The 14,383-nt window shown below is 70.4% G+C and carries 13 protein-coding genes; 7 read left to right on the top strand and 6 right to left on the bottom strand.

Going from position 1 to position 14,383, the window contains the following annotated elements; translation table 11 throughout:
* Positions 1 to 27: 27 nt before the first annotated feature.
* Positions 28 to 1,506 carry a rhomboid family intramembrane serine protease gene (locus AC07OX_RS17475; RefSeq protein ID WP_495261051.1) on the bottom strand — a complete coding sequence of 493 codons (1,479 nt, stop codon included), beginning with the start codon at positions 1,504 to 1,506 and terminating at the stop codon, positions 28 to 30.
* A gap of 33 nt (positions 1,507 to 1,539) precedes the next feature.
* On the bottom strand, positions 1,540 to 2,937 hold the full coding sequence (gene argH / locus AC07OX_RS17480; protein ID WP_495261050.1) for an argininosuccinate lyase: 1,398 nt from the start codon (positions 2,935 to 2,937) through the stop codon (positions 1,540 to 1,542).
* A 57-nt stretch (positions 2,938 to 2,994) separates the two neighbouring features.
* Between argH and AC07OX_RS17485 the strand changes: the two genes are divergently transcribed.
* The 5 genes from AC07OX_RS17485 (at position 2,995) to AC07OX_RS17505 (ending at position 8,685) form a co-directional block, all read left to right on the top strand.
* Positions 2,995 to 4,068 carry a sensor histidine kinase gene (locus AC07OX_RS17485; RefSeq protein WP_062474364.1) on the top strand — a complete coding sequence of 358 codons (1,074 nt, stop codon included), beginning with the start codon at positions 2,995 to 2,997 and terminating at the stop codon, positions 4,066 to 4,068.
* Positions 4,065 to 4,817 carry a LytR/AlgR family response regulator transcription factor gene (locus AC07OX_RS17490; RefSeq protein WP_495261049.1) on the top strand — a complete coding sequence of 251 codons (753 nt, stop codon included), beginning with the start codon at positions 4,065 to 4,067 and terminating at the stop codon, positions 4,815 to 4,817. Before AC07OX_RS17485 ends, AC07OX_RS17490 begins: the two co-directional genes overlap by 4 nt.
* Entirely contained in the window at positions 4,814 to 6,091 is a 1,278-nt protein-coding gene (locus AC07OX_RS17495) for an AI-2E family transporter (RefSeq protein ID WP_495261048.1), read from the top strand. Before AC07OX_RS17490 ends, AC07OX_RS17495 begins: the two co-directional genes overlap by 4 nt.
* A 76-nt stretch (positions 6,092 to 6,167) precedes the next feature.
* Positions 6,168 to 7,349, top strand: coding sequence for an acetyltransferase domain-containing protein (locus AC07OX_RS17500; protein WP_495261047.1), 1,182 nt, complete (start codon positions 6,168 to 6,170; stop codon positions 7,347 to 7,349).
* 40 nt (positions 7,350 to 7,389) lie between these two features.
* Positions 7,390 to 8,685, top strand: a complete 1,296-nt coding sequence (locus AC07OX_RS17505; RefSeq protein ID WP_495261046.1) for an OprD family outer membrane porin — start codon at positions 7,390 to 7,392, stop codon at positions 8,683 to 8,685.
* Between the two features lie 13 nt (positions 8,686 to 8,698).
* Here AC07OX_RS17505 and AC07OX_RS17510 read toward each other — a convergent pair whose 3' ends face one another.
* Complete coding sequence (locus AC07OX_RS17510; RefSeq protein ID WP_495261045.1) at positions 8,699 to 9,157, bottom strand: winged helix-turn-helix transcriptional regulator; 459 nt, start codon at positions 9,155 to 9,157, stop codon at positions 8,699 to 8,701.
* A 118-nt stretch (positions 9,158 to 9,275) separates the two neighbouring features.
* Between AC07OX_RS17510 and AC07OX_RS17515 the strand changes: the two genes are divergently transcribed.
* A complete protein-coding gene (locus AC07OX_RS17515) occupies positions 9,276 to 10,217 on the top strand; it encodes a nitrilase family protein (protein WP_495261044.1) in 942 nt (313 codons plus the stop codon).
* On the opposite strand, the gene AC07OX_RS17520 is transcribed toward AC07OX_RS17515, so the two are convergent.
* Positions 10,135 to 11,454, bottom strand: a complete 1,320-nt coding sequence (locus AC07OX_RS17520; protein WP_495261043.1) for an MFS transporter — start codon at positions 11,452 to 11,454, stop codon at positions 10,135 to 10,137. The two genes, AC07OX_RS17515 and AC07OX_RS17520, sit on opposite strands and share 83 nt — an antisense overlap.
* Positions 11,441 to 11,965 carry a GNAT family N-acetyltransferase gene (locus AC07OX_RS17525; RefSeq protein ID WP_495261042.1) on the bottom strand — a complete coding sequence of 175 codons (525 nt, stop codon included), beginning with the start codon at positions 11,963 to 11,965 and terminating at the stop codon, positions 11,441 to 11,443. The genes AC07OX_RS17520 and AC07OX_RS17525 overlap by 14 nt, the downstream gene beginning before the upstream one ends.
* Positions 11,966 to 12,013: 48 nt before the next feature.
* On the opposite strand from AC07OX_RS17525, the gene AC07OX_RS17530 reads away from it, so the two are divergent.
* Positions 12,014 to 12,940 (top strand): LysR family transcriptional regulator, encoded by a 927-nt coding sequence (locus AC07OX_RS17530; RefSeq protein ID WP_495261041.1) that lies wholly within the window; start codon positions 12,014 to 12,016, stop codon positions 12,938 to 12,940.
* Between the two features lie 6 nt (positions 12,941 to 12,946).
* Here the strand turns inward: AC07OX_RS17530 and AC07OX_RS17535 are convergent, their stop codons facing one another.
* A complete protein-coding gene (locus tag AC07OX_RS17535) occupies positions 12,947 to 14,197 on the bottom strand; it encodes an MFS transporter (protein WP_095949588.1) in 1,251 nt (416 codons plus the stop codon).
* Between the last annotated feature and the right edge of the window lie 186 nt (positions 14,198 to 14,383).

Below are 14,383 nucleotides of genomic sequence, written 5' to 3' on the forward strand. Positions count from 1 at the left end.
AACGAACCCGGCCTTGCGCCGGGTTTTTTACGTGCGTTGCAACGCGCGCGTGACCATGTCGTTGGGCGCCAGCCGCAGCAGGTGCGGCAGCAGGCCCAGGGCGCGATCGCGTTCGCCCGCATGCAGCAGCCCGTTGGCGCACACCGAGAGCGTGTCGGCCAGCTCGGGGTGGTCGGGCGCGGTCTTCAGCAGGATGCGGCAGAGCTTGTCGGCGTCGCCGAACTGGCGGATGCGCGCGAAGCGGCGCGCCAGCCGGGCCATGTCGTCGGGCTTCAGGCGCACGCCCGGTTTGGCCTGGTCGAGGTAGGTCGTGAAGCTGGCGTGCTGCAGCGCGAGCGTGTCGGCATCGGTGGCGGGCAGGCGGAAGATGCGGCGCGCGGCCTGGTGGAAGTCGTCGCTCGCGGGCTGCAGGCGCGCGGTGTGGAACCAGGCGCGCAGCGTGTCGGTGTCGCCGGGGCGCAGGGCGGCGGCGGCGCGCCATTCAACGCACGCGGGCTCGAACTTCATGGCCGCCGACAGCTTGCGCGCGGCGGCCACGTGCTGCGCGAAGCGGTGGTCGTCGGTCACCATTTCCGACTTCACGGTCTCGGGCGTCTTCACGCGGCCCAGCCACATCGCGCCGGCCATCAGCGCGGCGCCCGTCAGCAGGCCACCCAGGTGGGCCATGTAGGCGATGCCCTGGCCGCCGATCCAGTGCTGCACCAGCTCGTTGGCGATCCAGGCCGGCAGCAAGAGCAGGGCGGGCGCCGTGACGTAGTTGAAATAGAAGAACAGCTGGTAGAAAAAGCGGATGCGCCGCAGCCGGTACATCACGGCGTACATGCCCATCAGCGCCGAGATCGCGCCCGAGGCCCCCAGCCCGTAGCCGCCCTTGCCTGCATAGGCCCAGCCGGCCAGCAGCGCGGAGCCCACGCCGCCCAGCAGGTAGAAGCTCAGGTAGGTGCCGCGCCCCAACGCCAGCTCGACCGAGAAGCCGAACAGGAAGAGGAACAGCATGTTGCCCAGCAGGTGGCCCGTGCTGCCGTGCAGGAAGGTGGCGGTGAGCCAGGTCCAGGGCTTGAATTCGGCGTCCTTGCCGTAGTCCTGCGACCAGCGCGCGGTGAACGGCGCGGGCAGCATCGCCTCGTACTGGCGGCGGTCGCGCTGCCATTCGTCGAAGCGCGGGTTTGCGGGCGTCACGACCTGGTCGGCGCGCAGTTTCTTCAGGAAGGGCTGGTCGTTCTGCAGGCCTTCGAGCAACTGCGGGTAGGCCTCTTCATGCGCCAGCATGCGGCGCGCCAGCTTGCCGCGCTTGGGGTCGGTTTTTTCGAGCCACTCGACGAAGGGCGGCAGCTCCAGCTCGGGCAGCACGCTCTGCACGTAGAACTGCGCGGCGCGCTCGCGGCCGCTTTCTTCGCTGCGCTGCGGCCCCCAGAACACGAGCATGTTCAGGAGGATCAGCAGCACCGTCATCCACGGCGGGTTGCGCCAGCTCGGCCTGTTTTCGAGCGGGATGGCGTAGAACATGAAGCGCGGCCCTCGGTGGCGTGGCCGCGGGCTTCAGCCCAGGCGCGCGCGGTGGCGGGCGACCTGTGCCTTCACCTGCACGGGCGCGGTGCCGCCCAGCACGTTGCGGGCGTTGAGCGAGCCGCGCAGGCTCAGCACGTCGTACACGTCTTTCTCGATGTTCGGGTTGAACTGCTGCAGCACGGCCAGGGGCAGCTCCGACAGGTCGACCTGGTGCGAGGTGGCGGCCTTCACGGCGTGGGCCACGGTTTCGTGCGCGTCGCGGAAGGGCAGGCCCTTCTTCACGAGGTAGTCGGCCAGGTCGGTGGCGGTGGCGTAGCCGCGCAGCGCGGCGGCTTCCATGGCCTGCGGCTTCACGGTGATGCCGCCGATCATTTCGGCAAAGATGCGCAGGGTGTCCTTGAGCGTGTCGACGGTGTCGAACAGCGGCTCCTTGTCTTCCTGGTTGTCCTTGTTGTAGGCCAGCGGCTGGCCCTTCATGAGCGTGATGAGCGCCATCAGGTGGCCGACCACGCGGCCGGTCTTGCCGCGTGCCAGCTCGGGCACGTCGGGGTTCTTCTTCTGCGGCATGATCGACGAGCCGGTGGTGAAACGGTCGGCGATGTTGATGAAGCCGAAGTTCTGGCTCATCCAGATGATGAGTTCTTCGCTCAGGCGGCTCACGTGCACCATGCACAGGCTGGCGGCGGCGGTGAACTCGATCGCGAAGTCGCGGTCGCTCACGGCGTCCAGGCTGTTCTGGCAGACGCTGTCCATCTTCAAGGTGCGCGCCACGAGCTCGCGGTCCAGCGGGTAGCTGGTGCCGGCCAGGGCGGCGGCGCCCAGCGGCAGGCGGTTGACGCGCTTGCGCACCTCGCCCATGCGCTCGGCGTCGCGGCTGAACATTTCCACGTAGGCCAGCATGTGGTGGCCGAAGCTCACGGGCTGGGCCACCTGCAGGTGGGTGAAGCCGGGCAGGATCACCTCGACGTTCTTCTCGGCGATGTCGACCAGCGCCTTCTGCAGCTCGACCAGCAGGTCGCCGATGAGGTCGATTTCGCCGCGCAGCCACAGGCGCACGTCGGTGGCGACCTGGTCGTTGCGGCTGCGGCCGGTGTGCAGGCGCTTGCCGGCGTCGCCCACGAGCTGGGTCAGGCGGGCCTCGATGTTCAGGTGCACGTCCTCGAGGTCGAGCTTCCATTCGAAGCTGCCGGCCTCGATCTCGCCGCGGATCTGCGTCATGCCGCGCTCGATGGCGGCGTGGTCCTGCACGCTGATGATGCCCTGGGCCGCGAGCATGCCGGCGTGCGCCAGCGAGCCCTCGATGTCGGCCTGCCACAGGCGCTTGTCGAAGAAGACGCTGGAGGTGTAGCGCTTCACCAGGTCGCTCATCGGTTCGGAGAACAGGGCCGACCAGGCTTCGGATTTCTTGTCGAGTTGGTTTTGGGTCATGGGAGCCGTCCAGGAAGGCAATAATGGGTTGGTCACCCGATGGATCTGATGTCTGCGATGCGCAACCCGGCGATTTTATCGGCCAGCTCCCCCTCCACGTCCGCTTCGTCCCCGGAACGTGCGCGCGCGCCTGTGCGCGGCGGTCCGGCGCTGTTCGACGCCTGCCAGATCGGCGTGGTGCTGCGCACCGTGGTGTTCGTCGAGGCGGTGGTGGCGGTGGCCACGCTGTTCGTGGTCGGCTCCTTCGGCGAATGGCTGGTGCAGGCGGCCACGGTCACCGGCGGCGCGCTGCCCGCCACGCTGCTGTGGCTGGTGGCGGCCTGCGGGCTCAAGAAGCAGCTGCGGCGCCTGCCGCCCCCGGGCCAGTACGCCGCTGGCGCCGTGCTGGGCGCCGTGGCCTCGCTGTACGGCTGCGGCCTGCTGCGCTTGACCGGCGTGATCGCCAGCGCCCCCTGGCTGGCCAGCGCGCTGGCCGGCGCGCTGTTCGCGGGGCTGGTGATGGCGGCCATGGTGCTGCGCGCGCGCGGCCAGACGCCGGCCGCCACCACGGCCCGGCTCGAAGAGCTGCAGTCGCGCATCCGCCCGCACTTCCTGTTCAACACGCTCAACAGCGCCATCGCGCTGGTGCGCGAGGAGCCGGCCAAGGCCGAGACCATGCTCGAAGACCTGGCTGAGCTGTTCCGCCAGGCGCTCACCGTGCCCGGCGAATCGGGCACGCTGGCCGACGAGATCGCGCTGGCCGAGCGCTATCTGGCCATCGAGCAGGTGCGCTTCGGCGAGCGCCTGCGCATCCGCTGGGACCTCGATGCCGCCGCCAGCGACGCGCGCCTGCCGCCCCTGCTGCTGCAGCCGCTGGTCGAGAACGCCATCAAGCACGGCGTGGAGCCCAGCCCCGAGGGCGGCAAGCTGCGCATCCGCACCGAGCGGCGCGGCGGCATGGTCGTGATCGAGGTGGTCAACAGCCTGCCGCCGCTGCGCTGGGCCGACGAGCCGCTGCCGCGCGGCCACGGCATCGCCCTGGACAACGTGCGCGAGCGGCTGCGCCTGCTGCACGACATGCAGATGCAGTTCAGCGCCGGCATGGACCAGAAGAACTACCGCGTACGCATTGCCATCCCCGCCGAATCATGAGCCTCAAGACCCTGATCGTTGACGACGAAGCCCTGGCCCGCTCGCGCCTGCGCACGCTGCTGCGCGACTGCACCTCGCCCGCCGCCGAGGTGACGGCCGAGGCCGCGCAAGGCGAAGAGGCGCTGGCGCACCTGGCCGCGATGGACCTCGACCTCGTGCTGCTCGACGTGCACATGCCCGGCGTCGACGGCATCGAGGTGGCGCGCGCGCTGCGCAGCCGACCCGACGCGCCGGCCGTGGTGTTCGTGACGGCGCACGCCAGCCACGCGGTCACGGCCTTCGAGCTGGAGGCGGTCGACTACCTCACCAAGCCCGTGCGCGCCGAGCGGCTGCAGCAGGCGCTGCAGAAGGTCGAACGCTTCCTGAAGGAGCGCCGCGCCACCCAGCCGGCCCCCGAGGCCACGCCCGAGTGCGTGCTGATCCAGGACCGGGGCCGCGCCGAGCGCGTGCCACTGTCCGAGGTGCTCTACCTCAAGTCCGAATACAAGTACCTCACGGTGCGCACCGCCACGCGCAGCCACATCCTCGATGGCTCGCTGAACGATTTCGAGGAGCGCTACCCGCACCGCTTCCTGCGCGTGCACCGCAATGCGCTGGTGGCGCGCTCGGCCATCCGCGCGCTCGAGCGCTACGACGACGGCGAGGACGCCGATGGCTGGGCGCTGCGGCTGGACTCGGTGCCCGAGCCCGTGGCGGTGTCGCGCCGCCAGCTGGCCGCGGTGCGCGAGATGCTGAAGGAATCGCGATGACCGACGACACCCCGGCCGGCCCGAAGCCGGCGCCTGAACGGCCGGTGGCTGCGGATGAGCCGCCGCCTGAGCCCGCACCGGTGCCGGCGCCGCCGGTCGACCCCGTCGAGCCCGCAGCGCCGGTCGAGCCGAGCGCGACCGCCGAAGAGGCGACCTCCGCCCTGCGCAGGCGCTTCGTGCTGCACATGCCGGTCGACGTGCGCAGCGCCTCGCTGGTGGTGCTGGCCGTGCTCGCCAGCGTCTTCGCGTTGCGCTGGGGCCAGGCCGTGTTCGTGCCACTGATGCTGAGCCTGCTGCTGAACTACGCGCTGTCGCCGCTGGTCGAGCGCCTGCACCGCTGGTACGTGCCGCGCTGGATCGGCGCGGCGGCGATCCTGCTGGGCCTGTTCGGCGGGCTCGGGTGGACGGGCTATTCGCTCTCGGGCAGCGCCTCGCAGCTGCTCGACTCGCTGCCGGTCGCCGCGCAGAAGCTCGGCCAGGCCATGCGCCGCGACAAGAACGCCAGCGCCACGCCGCTGGACAGCGTGCAGCAGGCCGCCGCGCAGCTCGAGAAGGCGGCCGAGGAAAACTCGGCGCGCGTCGCTTCGCGCAAGGGCGTGGCGCGCGTCGTGATCGAGCGGCCGGGCTTCAACGTGCGCGACTACCTGGTGAGCGGCACGGTCGGCCTGCTCAATGCGATGGGACAGCTCACCCTCGTGGCCTTCCTCACCTACTTCGCGCTGTGCTCGGGCGACACCTTCCGGCGCAAGCTCATCAAGATCACCGGGCCCAGCCTGCAGAAGAAGAAGGTCACGGTGCATGTGCTGGACGACATCACGCGCAACATCGAGCGCTACCTGCTGGTGCAGATTTTGGTGAGCGGGCTGGTGGGGCTGACCACCGGTCTGGCGTTCTGGCTGCTCGGCGTGGAGAACGCGGCCGTGTGGGGAATCATCGCGGCCGTGACCAACCTCATTCCGTACATCGGCTCGGTGATCGTGTTGGTGGCGGCGGGGCTCATGGCCTTCCTGCAGTTCAGCAGCATCGAGATGGCGCTGCTGGTGGGCGGCGTGTCGCTGGCCATCCACACGGTGGTGGGCAACCTGCTGATGCCCTGGCTCACCAGCCGCACCAGCCGCATGAACCCGGTGGCGGTGTTCGTGGGCGTGATCTTCTGGGGCTGGCTGTGGGGCATCTGGGGGCTGCTGCTGGGCATCCCGATCACCATGGTCATCAAGTCGATCTGCGACCGGGTGGAAGACCTGCAGCCGATCGGCGAACTGCTCGGCGAATGAACCGGCCCTTCAAACCCTTCAGGAGGGTGCATCGTCCGATGCTGTAAATTATTGCGAATCAATTCGCAATAATTAAATGCCCGACGTTCCATCCGCTTCCTTGCCACCCGGGGCCGGCGCCCCGGCCCGGCTGCTCTCCATCGACGCGCTGCGCGGCCTCGTGATCCTGTTCATGCTGCTGGACCACGTGCGCGAGACCTTCTACCTGCACCACCAGGTGCCCGACCCGATGCTCGTGGCGCAGACGCCGCCGGCGCTGTTCTTCGGCCGCCTGCTGGCGCACCTGTGCGCGCCGGTGTTCGTGTTCCTGACCGGGCTGTCGGCCTTTCTCTACGGCGCGAAGCAGGCGGGCGGCCGCGCGGCGGCGTCCTCGTTCCTGTGGAAACGGGGCCTGTTCCTCGTGCTGCTGGAGGTCACGGTCGTCAACTTTGCCTGGACCTTCCAGTTCCCGCCGGCCACCGTGTTCCTGCAGGTGATCTGGGTGATCGGGCTGTCGATGCTGGCGTTGTCGGCACTGGTGTGGCTGCCGCGCCGGGCGCTGGTCGTGTTGGGCGTGGTGCTGGTGGCGGGGCACAACCTGCTCGACGGCGTGCACTTTCCCGTCGGCCATGTGCTGCACGTGCCTTGGGCGGTGCTGCACGACCGGGGCTGGATCGAGCTGTCCGACGCCTTGAGGCTGCGCACGTCGTACCCGCTGCTGCCGTGGATCGGCGTGATCGCGCTGGGCTACGTCGCCGGGCCGTGGTTCCTGCCCGGCGCCGATGCGTCGCAGCGCCAGCGGCGGCTGCTCGCGTGGGCCGTGGGCCTGCTCGTTGGCTTCGTGGCGCTGCGCGCACTCAATGCCTACGGCGATAAGCCCTGGGTGGCGGGCGACAGCGCGCTGACGACCGTGATGGCCTTCCTGAACATCACCAAGTACCCGCCGTCGCTGCTGTTCATCGCGCTGACGCTCGGCGTGGGGCTGTGGCTGCTGCGCCTGTTCGAGCGCCGGCAGGGCGCGGCCTGGCTCGCACCGCTGGCCGTGTTCGGCGCGGCGCCCATGTTCTTCTACGTGCTGCACCTGTATGTGCTCAAGTTCCTCTACCTGGGGGCCGAGGCGGTCTGGGGTCCGAACCAGGGCCGGCTCTTCGGGTTCGACAGTGTCTGGATGGTGTGGCTGGTCACCGGGGTGCTGGCCTTCGCGCTGTACCCCGCCGTGCGCGCCTTCGCCGCCCTGAAGGCGCGGCGCCGCGACATCGCGTGGCTCAAGTACCTGTGAGCGGCTGGCGATGAGGCGGTTCTGCGGCGCGGCCCTCGCCATGCTGGGCACGTCCGCCCTCGCGGCCGAAGGCGGCGGCTTCGTCGAGGACACGCGCTGGCACGTGCTCCAGCGCAGCGTGTACGAGCACCGGAGCTACCTGCACGGCGACCGCAGCAACGGCGGGCGCAATGCCTCGCTGCCCCGGGCGCGGCGCAGCGACTACGCGCAGGAGTGGGGCTACGGCGTCATGGGCACCGTCGCGTCCGGCTTCACGCCGGGCTGGATCGGCTTCGGCGTGGACGCGCATGCCTCGCTCGCGCGCAGCCTCGACGGCGACGATCTGCGCGTCGGCAAGATCCGCATGCTGCCGGTGGACGGCGCGGGCTACGCGCAGGACGGCATCGCGCGCGGCGGCGTGGCGCTGAAGGCGCGCATCTCCGCCACCGTGCTGACGGTGGGCGAGCAGCGCGTCAAGACGCCAGTCTTCAGCGCGTCCGATTCCCGCCTGCTGCCCGAGACCATGCGCGGCTGGCTGCTGACGAGCCGCGAGTTCGACACGCTCACGCTGCAGGCGGGCCGCTTCACCGGGTCGACCGACCGCCATGCGCGCGGCACGAACCACCCGTTGATCGTCAATTACCTCGACCCGAAGTCACCGCGCGGCGACGTGTTCGACTTTGCCGGCGGCACCTGGAAGGGCAGCGCTTCGCTGTCGCTCACGGCCTACGTCGCACGCCTGCAGGACACTTGGCGCACCGGCTACCTGGGGGCCCAGTACACGGTGCCGCTCCCGGAGAAGCGCGCGCTGTCCTTCGACCTGCAGGTGTACCGCAGCAAGGACACGGGCCGCGCGCTGGCCGGCCCGGTGGACAACACCACCGCGAGCCTCATGACCAGCTACGTCCACGGCCCCCACCGCGTGGGCCTGGGCTGGCAGAAGGTTGCGGGCGACACCCCGTTCGACTACGTGACGCGCGGCGCCGTCTGGCTCGGCAACGCGGCGCAGCTGTCCGACTTCAATGCGCCGCACGAGCGGTCGTGGCAGCTGCGGTACGAAGTGGATGCCGCGCGTTGGGGAGCGCCCGGGTTGAGCCTGGGCGCGGCCTACATCCGCGGCAGTGGCATCGACGGCAGCCGGGTGCCGCCGCGCGGAGGCTACGCATGGCTGGGCTACGGGCAGGGCGGCCGGCACTGGGAGCGTGACCTCTGGCTGCGCTACACGGTCCAGCAGGGCAGCGCGAAGGGCCTGGCCTTTCTGCTGCGCTATGGCGAGCACCGCAACAACAAGGCGCAGGCCGAACTCAACACGCGCCAGATCCGCGTCGCGCTGGAGTACCCGATCGGCAACGACTGAGCGGGCGGCGCTGTCAGGGGGCCGTGACGGGCAGCTTCTTCACGAAGGTCGCGGCGGGGTCGAGCGGCTGGCCGTCGCGCGTGCGCAGGTCGATCGGCGCTACCGGCTCACCGTTCTCGCGCTCCAGCAGCACCGAATGCGGCTCGCCGGGCGCGAACAGGTTCGTCTCGCCCCAGTGCCGCAGGCCGACCACCACGGGGAACAGGCCGCGGCCCTTGGCCGTCAGCGCGTACTCCTGGTAAAGCGAGCCGTCCGAGGCCGGCACGAGGTCGAACACGCCTTCCTGCACCAGCCACTTCAGCCGGTCGGCCAGGATGTTCTTGGCCACGCCCAGGCTCTGCTGGAACTCGCCGAAGCGCCGCATGCCGTCGAAGGCGTCGCGCACGATCAGCAGCGACCACTGGTCGCCGACGATCTCGAGCGCGCGCGCCATCGGGCAGGCGTCGAACCTCAGACTTTTTCTCCTGGCCATCGTGTGTTTCCTGTGCGTCCCTGGGATGGCGGGATTAGATCGTAGTGCCGGATTGGTTGCAAATTAAAACCGATGCGACTAGCATCCGTATGGTTTTAATTTGAAACCTGAAGCGACCATGACCCTCCCGACCCCCGCTCCCCACGACATCCCCTCCGGCGGCGACGCCGTGCCCGGCCTGCGCGCCAGCCCCGTGCGCGTGGCCGTCGTGCAGTTCGACCCGCAGGTCGGCGTCGAGAACCTCGCGCGCAACGCCGCCGCGGTGCGCGCACAACTCGAAGCGGCGGTGGCCGGCGGCGCACAGCTCATCGTGCTGCCCGAGCTGGCGACCACCGGCTACTGCTTCAACGGCCGCGCCGAGGCCTTCGCCCATGCCGAGCCTGTGCCGCACGGCCCGACGGTGCAGGGCTGGGTCGCGTTCGCGGCGCAGCACGGCGTGTACCTCGTCGGCTGCCTGGCCGAGCAGGACGGCATGCAGCTGTTCGACACCGCCGTGCTCGTCGGCCCCGAGGGCTACATCGGCCGCTACCGCAAGACCCACCTGTGGAACAACGAGAAGCTCTGGTTCACGCCCGGCAACGAGGGCTACCGGGTGTTCGAGACGAAGATCGGCCGCATCGGCCTGCTCGTGTGCTGGGACATCTGGTTTCCCGAGGCACCGCGCATCGTGGCGCAGCAGGGCGCCGACATCATCTGCGTGCCCACGGGCTGGGTCTGGACGCCGCCGCCGCTGTACGACGCCAGCGGCGTGTGCATGGCGGCCTACCTGACGATGACGGCCGCGCACGCCAACAACGTCTTCATCGCCACCGCCGACCGCGTGGGCCGCGAGCGCGGCACGGGCTTCATGGGCAACTCGCTGATCGCGGGCACCAACGGCTGGCCGATGGGGCGCATCGCCGGGCCCGAGGAAGAGACCATCCTCTATGCCGACGTCGACTTGGGCGCCGCGCGCTCCGCGCCGATCTGGACGCCGCTCAACGACCTGCACCGCGACCGGCGAACCGATCTGTACGACGCGATGCTGGGCTACCGCGGGGCGCAGGCACTGCCGCGCTAAGGCGGGCAAAGCGCACGATCATCCACGGCCCGAGCAACGCCCCGAGCCCGACCGAGCTCCACGCCGCGACCCACGCGTACGTGCTGCCGAAGCCGAACCGCGCCTGTCCCCAGTCGAGCGCGAGCCCGAACACCCACGGGCTGAGCGCGCCCGCGCCGAAGCCCATCACCGAGCGCACCGAGAACGCCACGCCGAGCCGGTGCGGCGCCACCACGTCGGCCAGCGCGGTCGAGTAGACCGACGAATCGGCGATGGCGAGCAGGTTGTACAGCGCCGCCATCGCGGCCAGCGCCCACAACGGCCAGGTCCACATCCAGCCGAAGCTGAACGACAGGGCCAGGCTCGCGAGGGTGGCGATCATCATCACGCGCGCGCGGCCCAGCCGGTCGGAGGCCGCGCCGCCCACCACGCTGCCGAACACGCTCACGAGGTGCGCGAACGCCGCCAGCGCGATGCCCGCCGCCGGCCATGCGCTCGCGCCGCCGCGCGACGAGGCCATCAGGTAGGCGGGCAGCCAGGCCCACAGCGCCATCAGCTCCCAGCAGTGGAAGGCGTAGGCCCAGTTGCCGGCCATCGCGGGCCGGTCGCGCACGGTCGCGTTCAGCGCCTGCAGCACGCCCTCGCGCGGGGCACCGGCGACCCGTGGCGCAGGCGGTGCCATGCGCCGCAGCGCGAGCTGGGCCAGCAGCACACCCATCACGGTGCAGCCCGCCGCCACCAGCAGCCCGGTGCGCCAGTGCGCCACCACGCTGAACCCTGCCACGACCGCGAGCGACAGCGCATAGCCCATCGACGCCGCGCCGAGGAAGAGACCCATCGCGCGCCCGCGCACCGCGGGGCCGGCGTTGAGCGACAGCAGCTGCAGCCCCGGCGTGTACGAGGCACCTGCGCACAGCCCCGCCAGGCCGTACAGCAGCAGCGCCGAGCGGTGGTCGTGCGCGAAAAGCGCGAAGGCCAGCGACGCGGCCGCGCCGATCACGCCACCGACCGCGAAGATGCGGTGCGGGCCGAAGCGGTCGGCCAGCAGGCCCACGGCGAACAGCGAACTCATGTAGCCCACATGCCAGGCGCTCTGGATCGAGCCGGCTTGCGCGGCCGTCATCTGCCAGTCGTCGCGCATGAACGGCAGCACGCCCGAGTAGGCCGTGACGATCATTCCCTGCAGCAGGCGGCTGGCGCACAGCAGCGCCAGCCATCCGCGCTGCGGCGCCGCCGGGGTGGGGTCAGCGCAGTGCACGCTGCATCAGCACGGTGTCGACCCACTGGCCGAACTTGAAGCCGACGTGGCGCAGCACGCCGACCGTCTCGAAGCCCAGGCGCGCGTGCAGCCGCTGCGAGCCCGCGTTGCCGCTGTGGCCGATGCACGCGACCATCTGCGTGAAGCCGGCCTCGGTGCAGCGGTGGATCACCGCCTGCAGCAGCGCCGTGCCGATGCCGTGGCCGTGCATGTCGGGCGCGACGTAGATCGAGTCTTCCACCGTGTGCCGGTAGGCCGAGCGCGTGCGGTAAGGGCCGGCGTAGGCGTAGCCGGCCACCTCGCCATCCTTCAGCGCCACGAGGTAGGGCAGGCCGCGTTCCTGCACGTCGATGCGGCGCGCCTGCATCTGCGCGAGGGTGGGCACTTCTTCTTCGAACGAGCACAGGTCGTGCTGCACGTAGCGGCTGTAGATGGCCTGCACGCGGGCCATGTGGTGGGGCTCGGCATCGGCGATGTCGAGCGTGGCGAGAGCGAGGGTGGGAGAGGGCATGGGTCGATCTTGACGAGCTAGGATCGATAAGTGAAGTTTGGCCAACCTATGCAGCGCATAAGGAATACTTTGGAAAAGAACCTCAACCTCGACCAGCTCGCCACCTTCGCCCTGGTGATCGACACCGGCAGCTTCTCCGCCGCGGCCGACCGGCTCGGCCTGTCGCAGCCCGCCGTGAGCCTGCAGGTGCGCCAGCTCGAACGCCGGCTCGCCGTGCGGCTCATCGAGCGCGTCGGCAAGCGTGCGCGGGCCACGCCGGCCGGTGCGGAATTGCTGCGCCATGTGCCACAGATCGAGGCCGCGGTCGAGAACGCCATCGACGCGGTGGCCGACCACGCGCGCGGCGTCACGGGTCGCGTGCGGCTGGGCACGGGCGCCACGGCCTGCCTGTATTTCTTGCCGGCAGTGCTGCGCCAGTTGCGCGAGGAATTCCCGGCGCTCAGCGTGGTGGTGAGCACGGGCAACACCGACGAGCACGTGCGCAAGGTGGAGGACAACAGCATCGACCTCGCGCTGGTCACGCTGCCCGCGGCCGGGCGCTCGCTCAGCGTGATCCCGGTGTGCGACGACGAGTTCGTCGCCATCGGCCGCGCCGACCTCGCGCCGCTCAAGGCCCGCGTCACGCCATCCGACCTGGCGACGCTGCCGCTGGTGCTGTTCGAGCCCGCGGCCAACACGCGCAAGCTGGTCGATCGCTGGTTTGCCGCCGAGGGCCTGCAGCCGCAGCCCGTGATGGAGCTGGGCAGCGTCGAGGCGATGAAGGAGATGGTGGCCGCGGGGCTGGGCTACGGCCTGGTGCCCGGCATGTCGATGGCGGGGCGCGGCGCCCACCCGGCGCTGAAGGCCAGCCGCCTGGCCCCGCGCATGCACCGCACGCTGGCGGTGGTGATCCGTCGCGACAAGCCGCTCAACAAGGCGCTGCGCACGGTGCTCGAGGCGATCGTGGCGGCCGGCAAGAAGCCCGGCCGCCGTTGAAGGTACTTACTCCGGAATCGCCGCCAGCGGCGCCGCACCGCCGCGTGCGCGGCCCAGCGTGCCGACGATGAGCGCGGCGATCAGCACCAGCACGCCGCTGAGCACCATCGTGGGCGAGATGCCGCGGCTGTCGACCATCAGGCCGCCGATCAGTGCGCCCGAGGCGATCGCCACCTGGAAGCCCGTCACCAGCAGGGCCTGGCCGGCTTCCTGCGCGTCGGGCACGGCTTCCATCATCCAGCCGGTGAGCGCCACCGGGATCAGGCCGAAGGCCACACCCCAGATCACCACCACCACCGCGCCGGCCACCATGCCGGTGCCGATCAGCGTCGACAGCAGCAGCGCCGTGGCGAGCATCAGCGCCGCCAGCAAGGTGGTGCCGCGCACGCTGCGCGCCACCAGGCTGCCGCCCAGGAAGGTGCCGATGAAGCCGACCGCGCCGTAGACCAGCAGCAGCGTCGAGACCGCGTTGGCCTGCAGGCCGAACACCTGCTGCAGCAGCGGCTTCAGGTAGGTGTAGGCCGCGAAGTGGCCGGCAATGAAGAACAGCACCGCGAGCAGGCCGACCTGCGCCATGCGGCGCGTGAGCGGCGTGAGCAGGTCGCGCGCACCGATGGCGCGTTGCGGCGGAATCGCGGGCAGCAGCCACAGCTGCACCAGCAGCACCGCCGCGGCGAGCGCGCCGGTCACGGCGAACGAAGCGCGCCAGCCGAACATCGTGCCCAGCCACGAGCCCGCGGGCACGCCGAGCACCGTGGCGGCCGACACGCCGGCCAGCACCAGCGACATGGCGCGCGCTTTCGAGGCGTCGGGCACCAGCTGCGTGGCGGCGGCCGGCGCGAAGGTCCAGAAGCCGCCCACGGCCAGGCCGAGCATCAGGCGTGCGACCAGCATGGTGGTGAAGTTGGGCGCGAACGCGGCCAGCAGGTTCGAGGCGATCAGGAGTAGCGTGAGTGCGATCAGCACCGTGCGCCGGTCGAGCCGGCCCGAAGCGACGATCAGCGCCGGCCCGGCGAAGGCGGCGAGCACGCCGGGCATGGTGATCATCAGGCCGGCCGTGCCGTCCGACACGTTCAGGCCGCGCGCGATGTCGGTGAGCAGGCCGATGGGCATGAACTCGGTCGACACCATCGCGAAGGTGCCGACGGCGATGGACCCGACCGCGAGCCACGCGGAGCGGGTGGGAGCGGCCACGGCGTCGCGCGCGGGCGCCGCCAGGTCGTCGATGCAGGGGGTGCTGCCGGAAGAATTCATCATGGAGATGCAGTCCTTGAACGCATCGGCGATGAAGACGCCAATGCCGGTGAGGGGGCATTGGAGTGTGCGAGCCGGTGGCCTTGCGACCAAGGGGCGGTGGAGCAGTAGACAGTTTCCCTGCGGCTAACAATCGACCCCTTTGCTGTCTGCAGCCGCCCGGGGATGCGGCAATGGCGCCTTTCGCCA

The sequence above is a fragment of the Variovorax sp. GW821-FHT09D07 genome, from assembly GCF_059416345.1.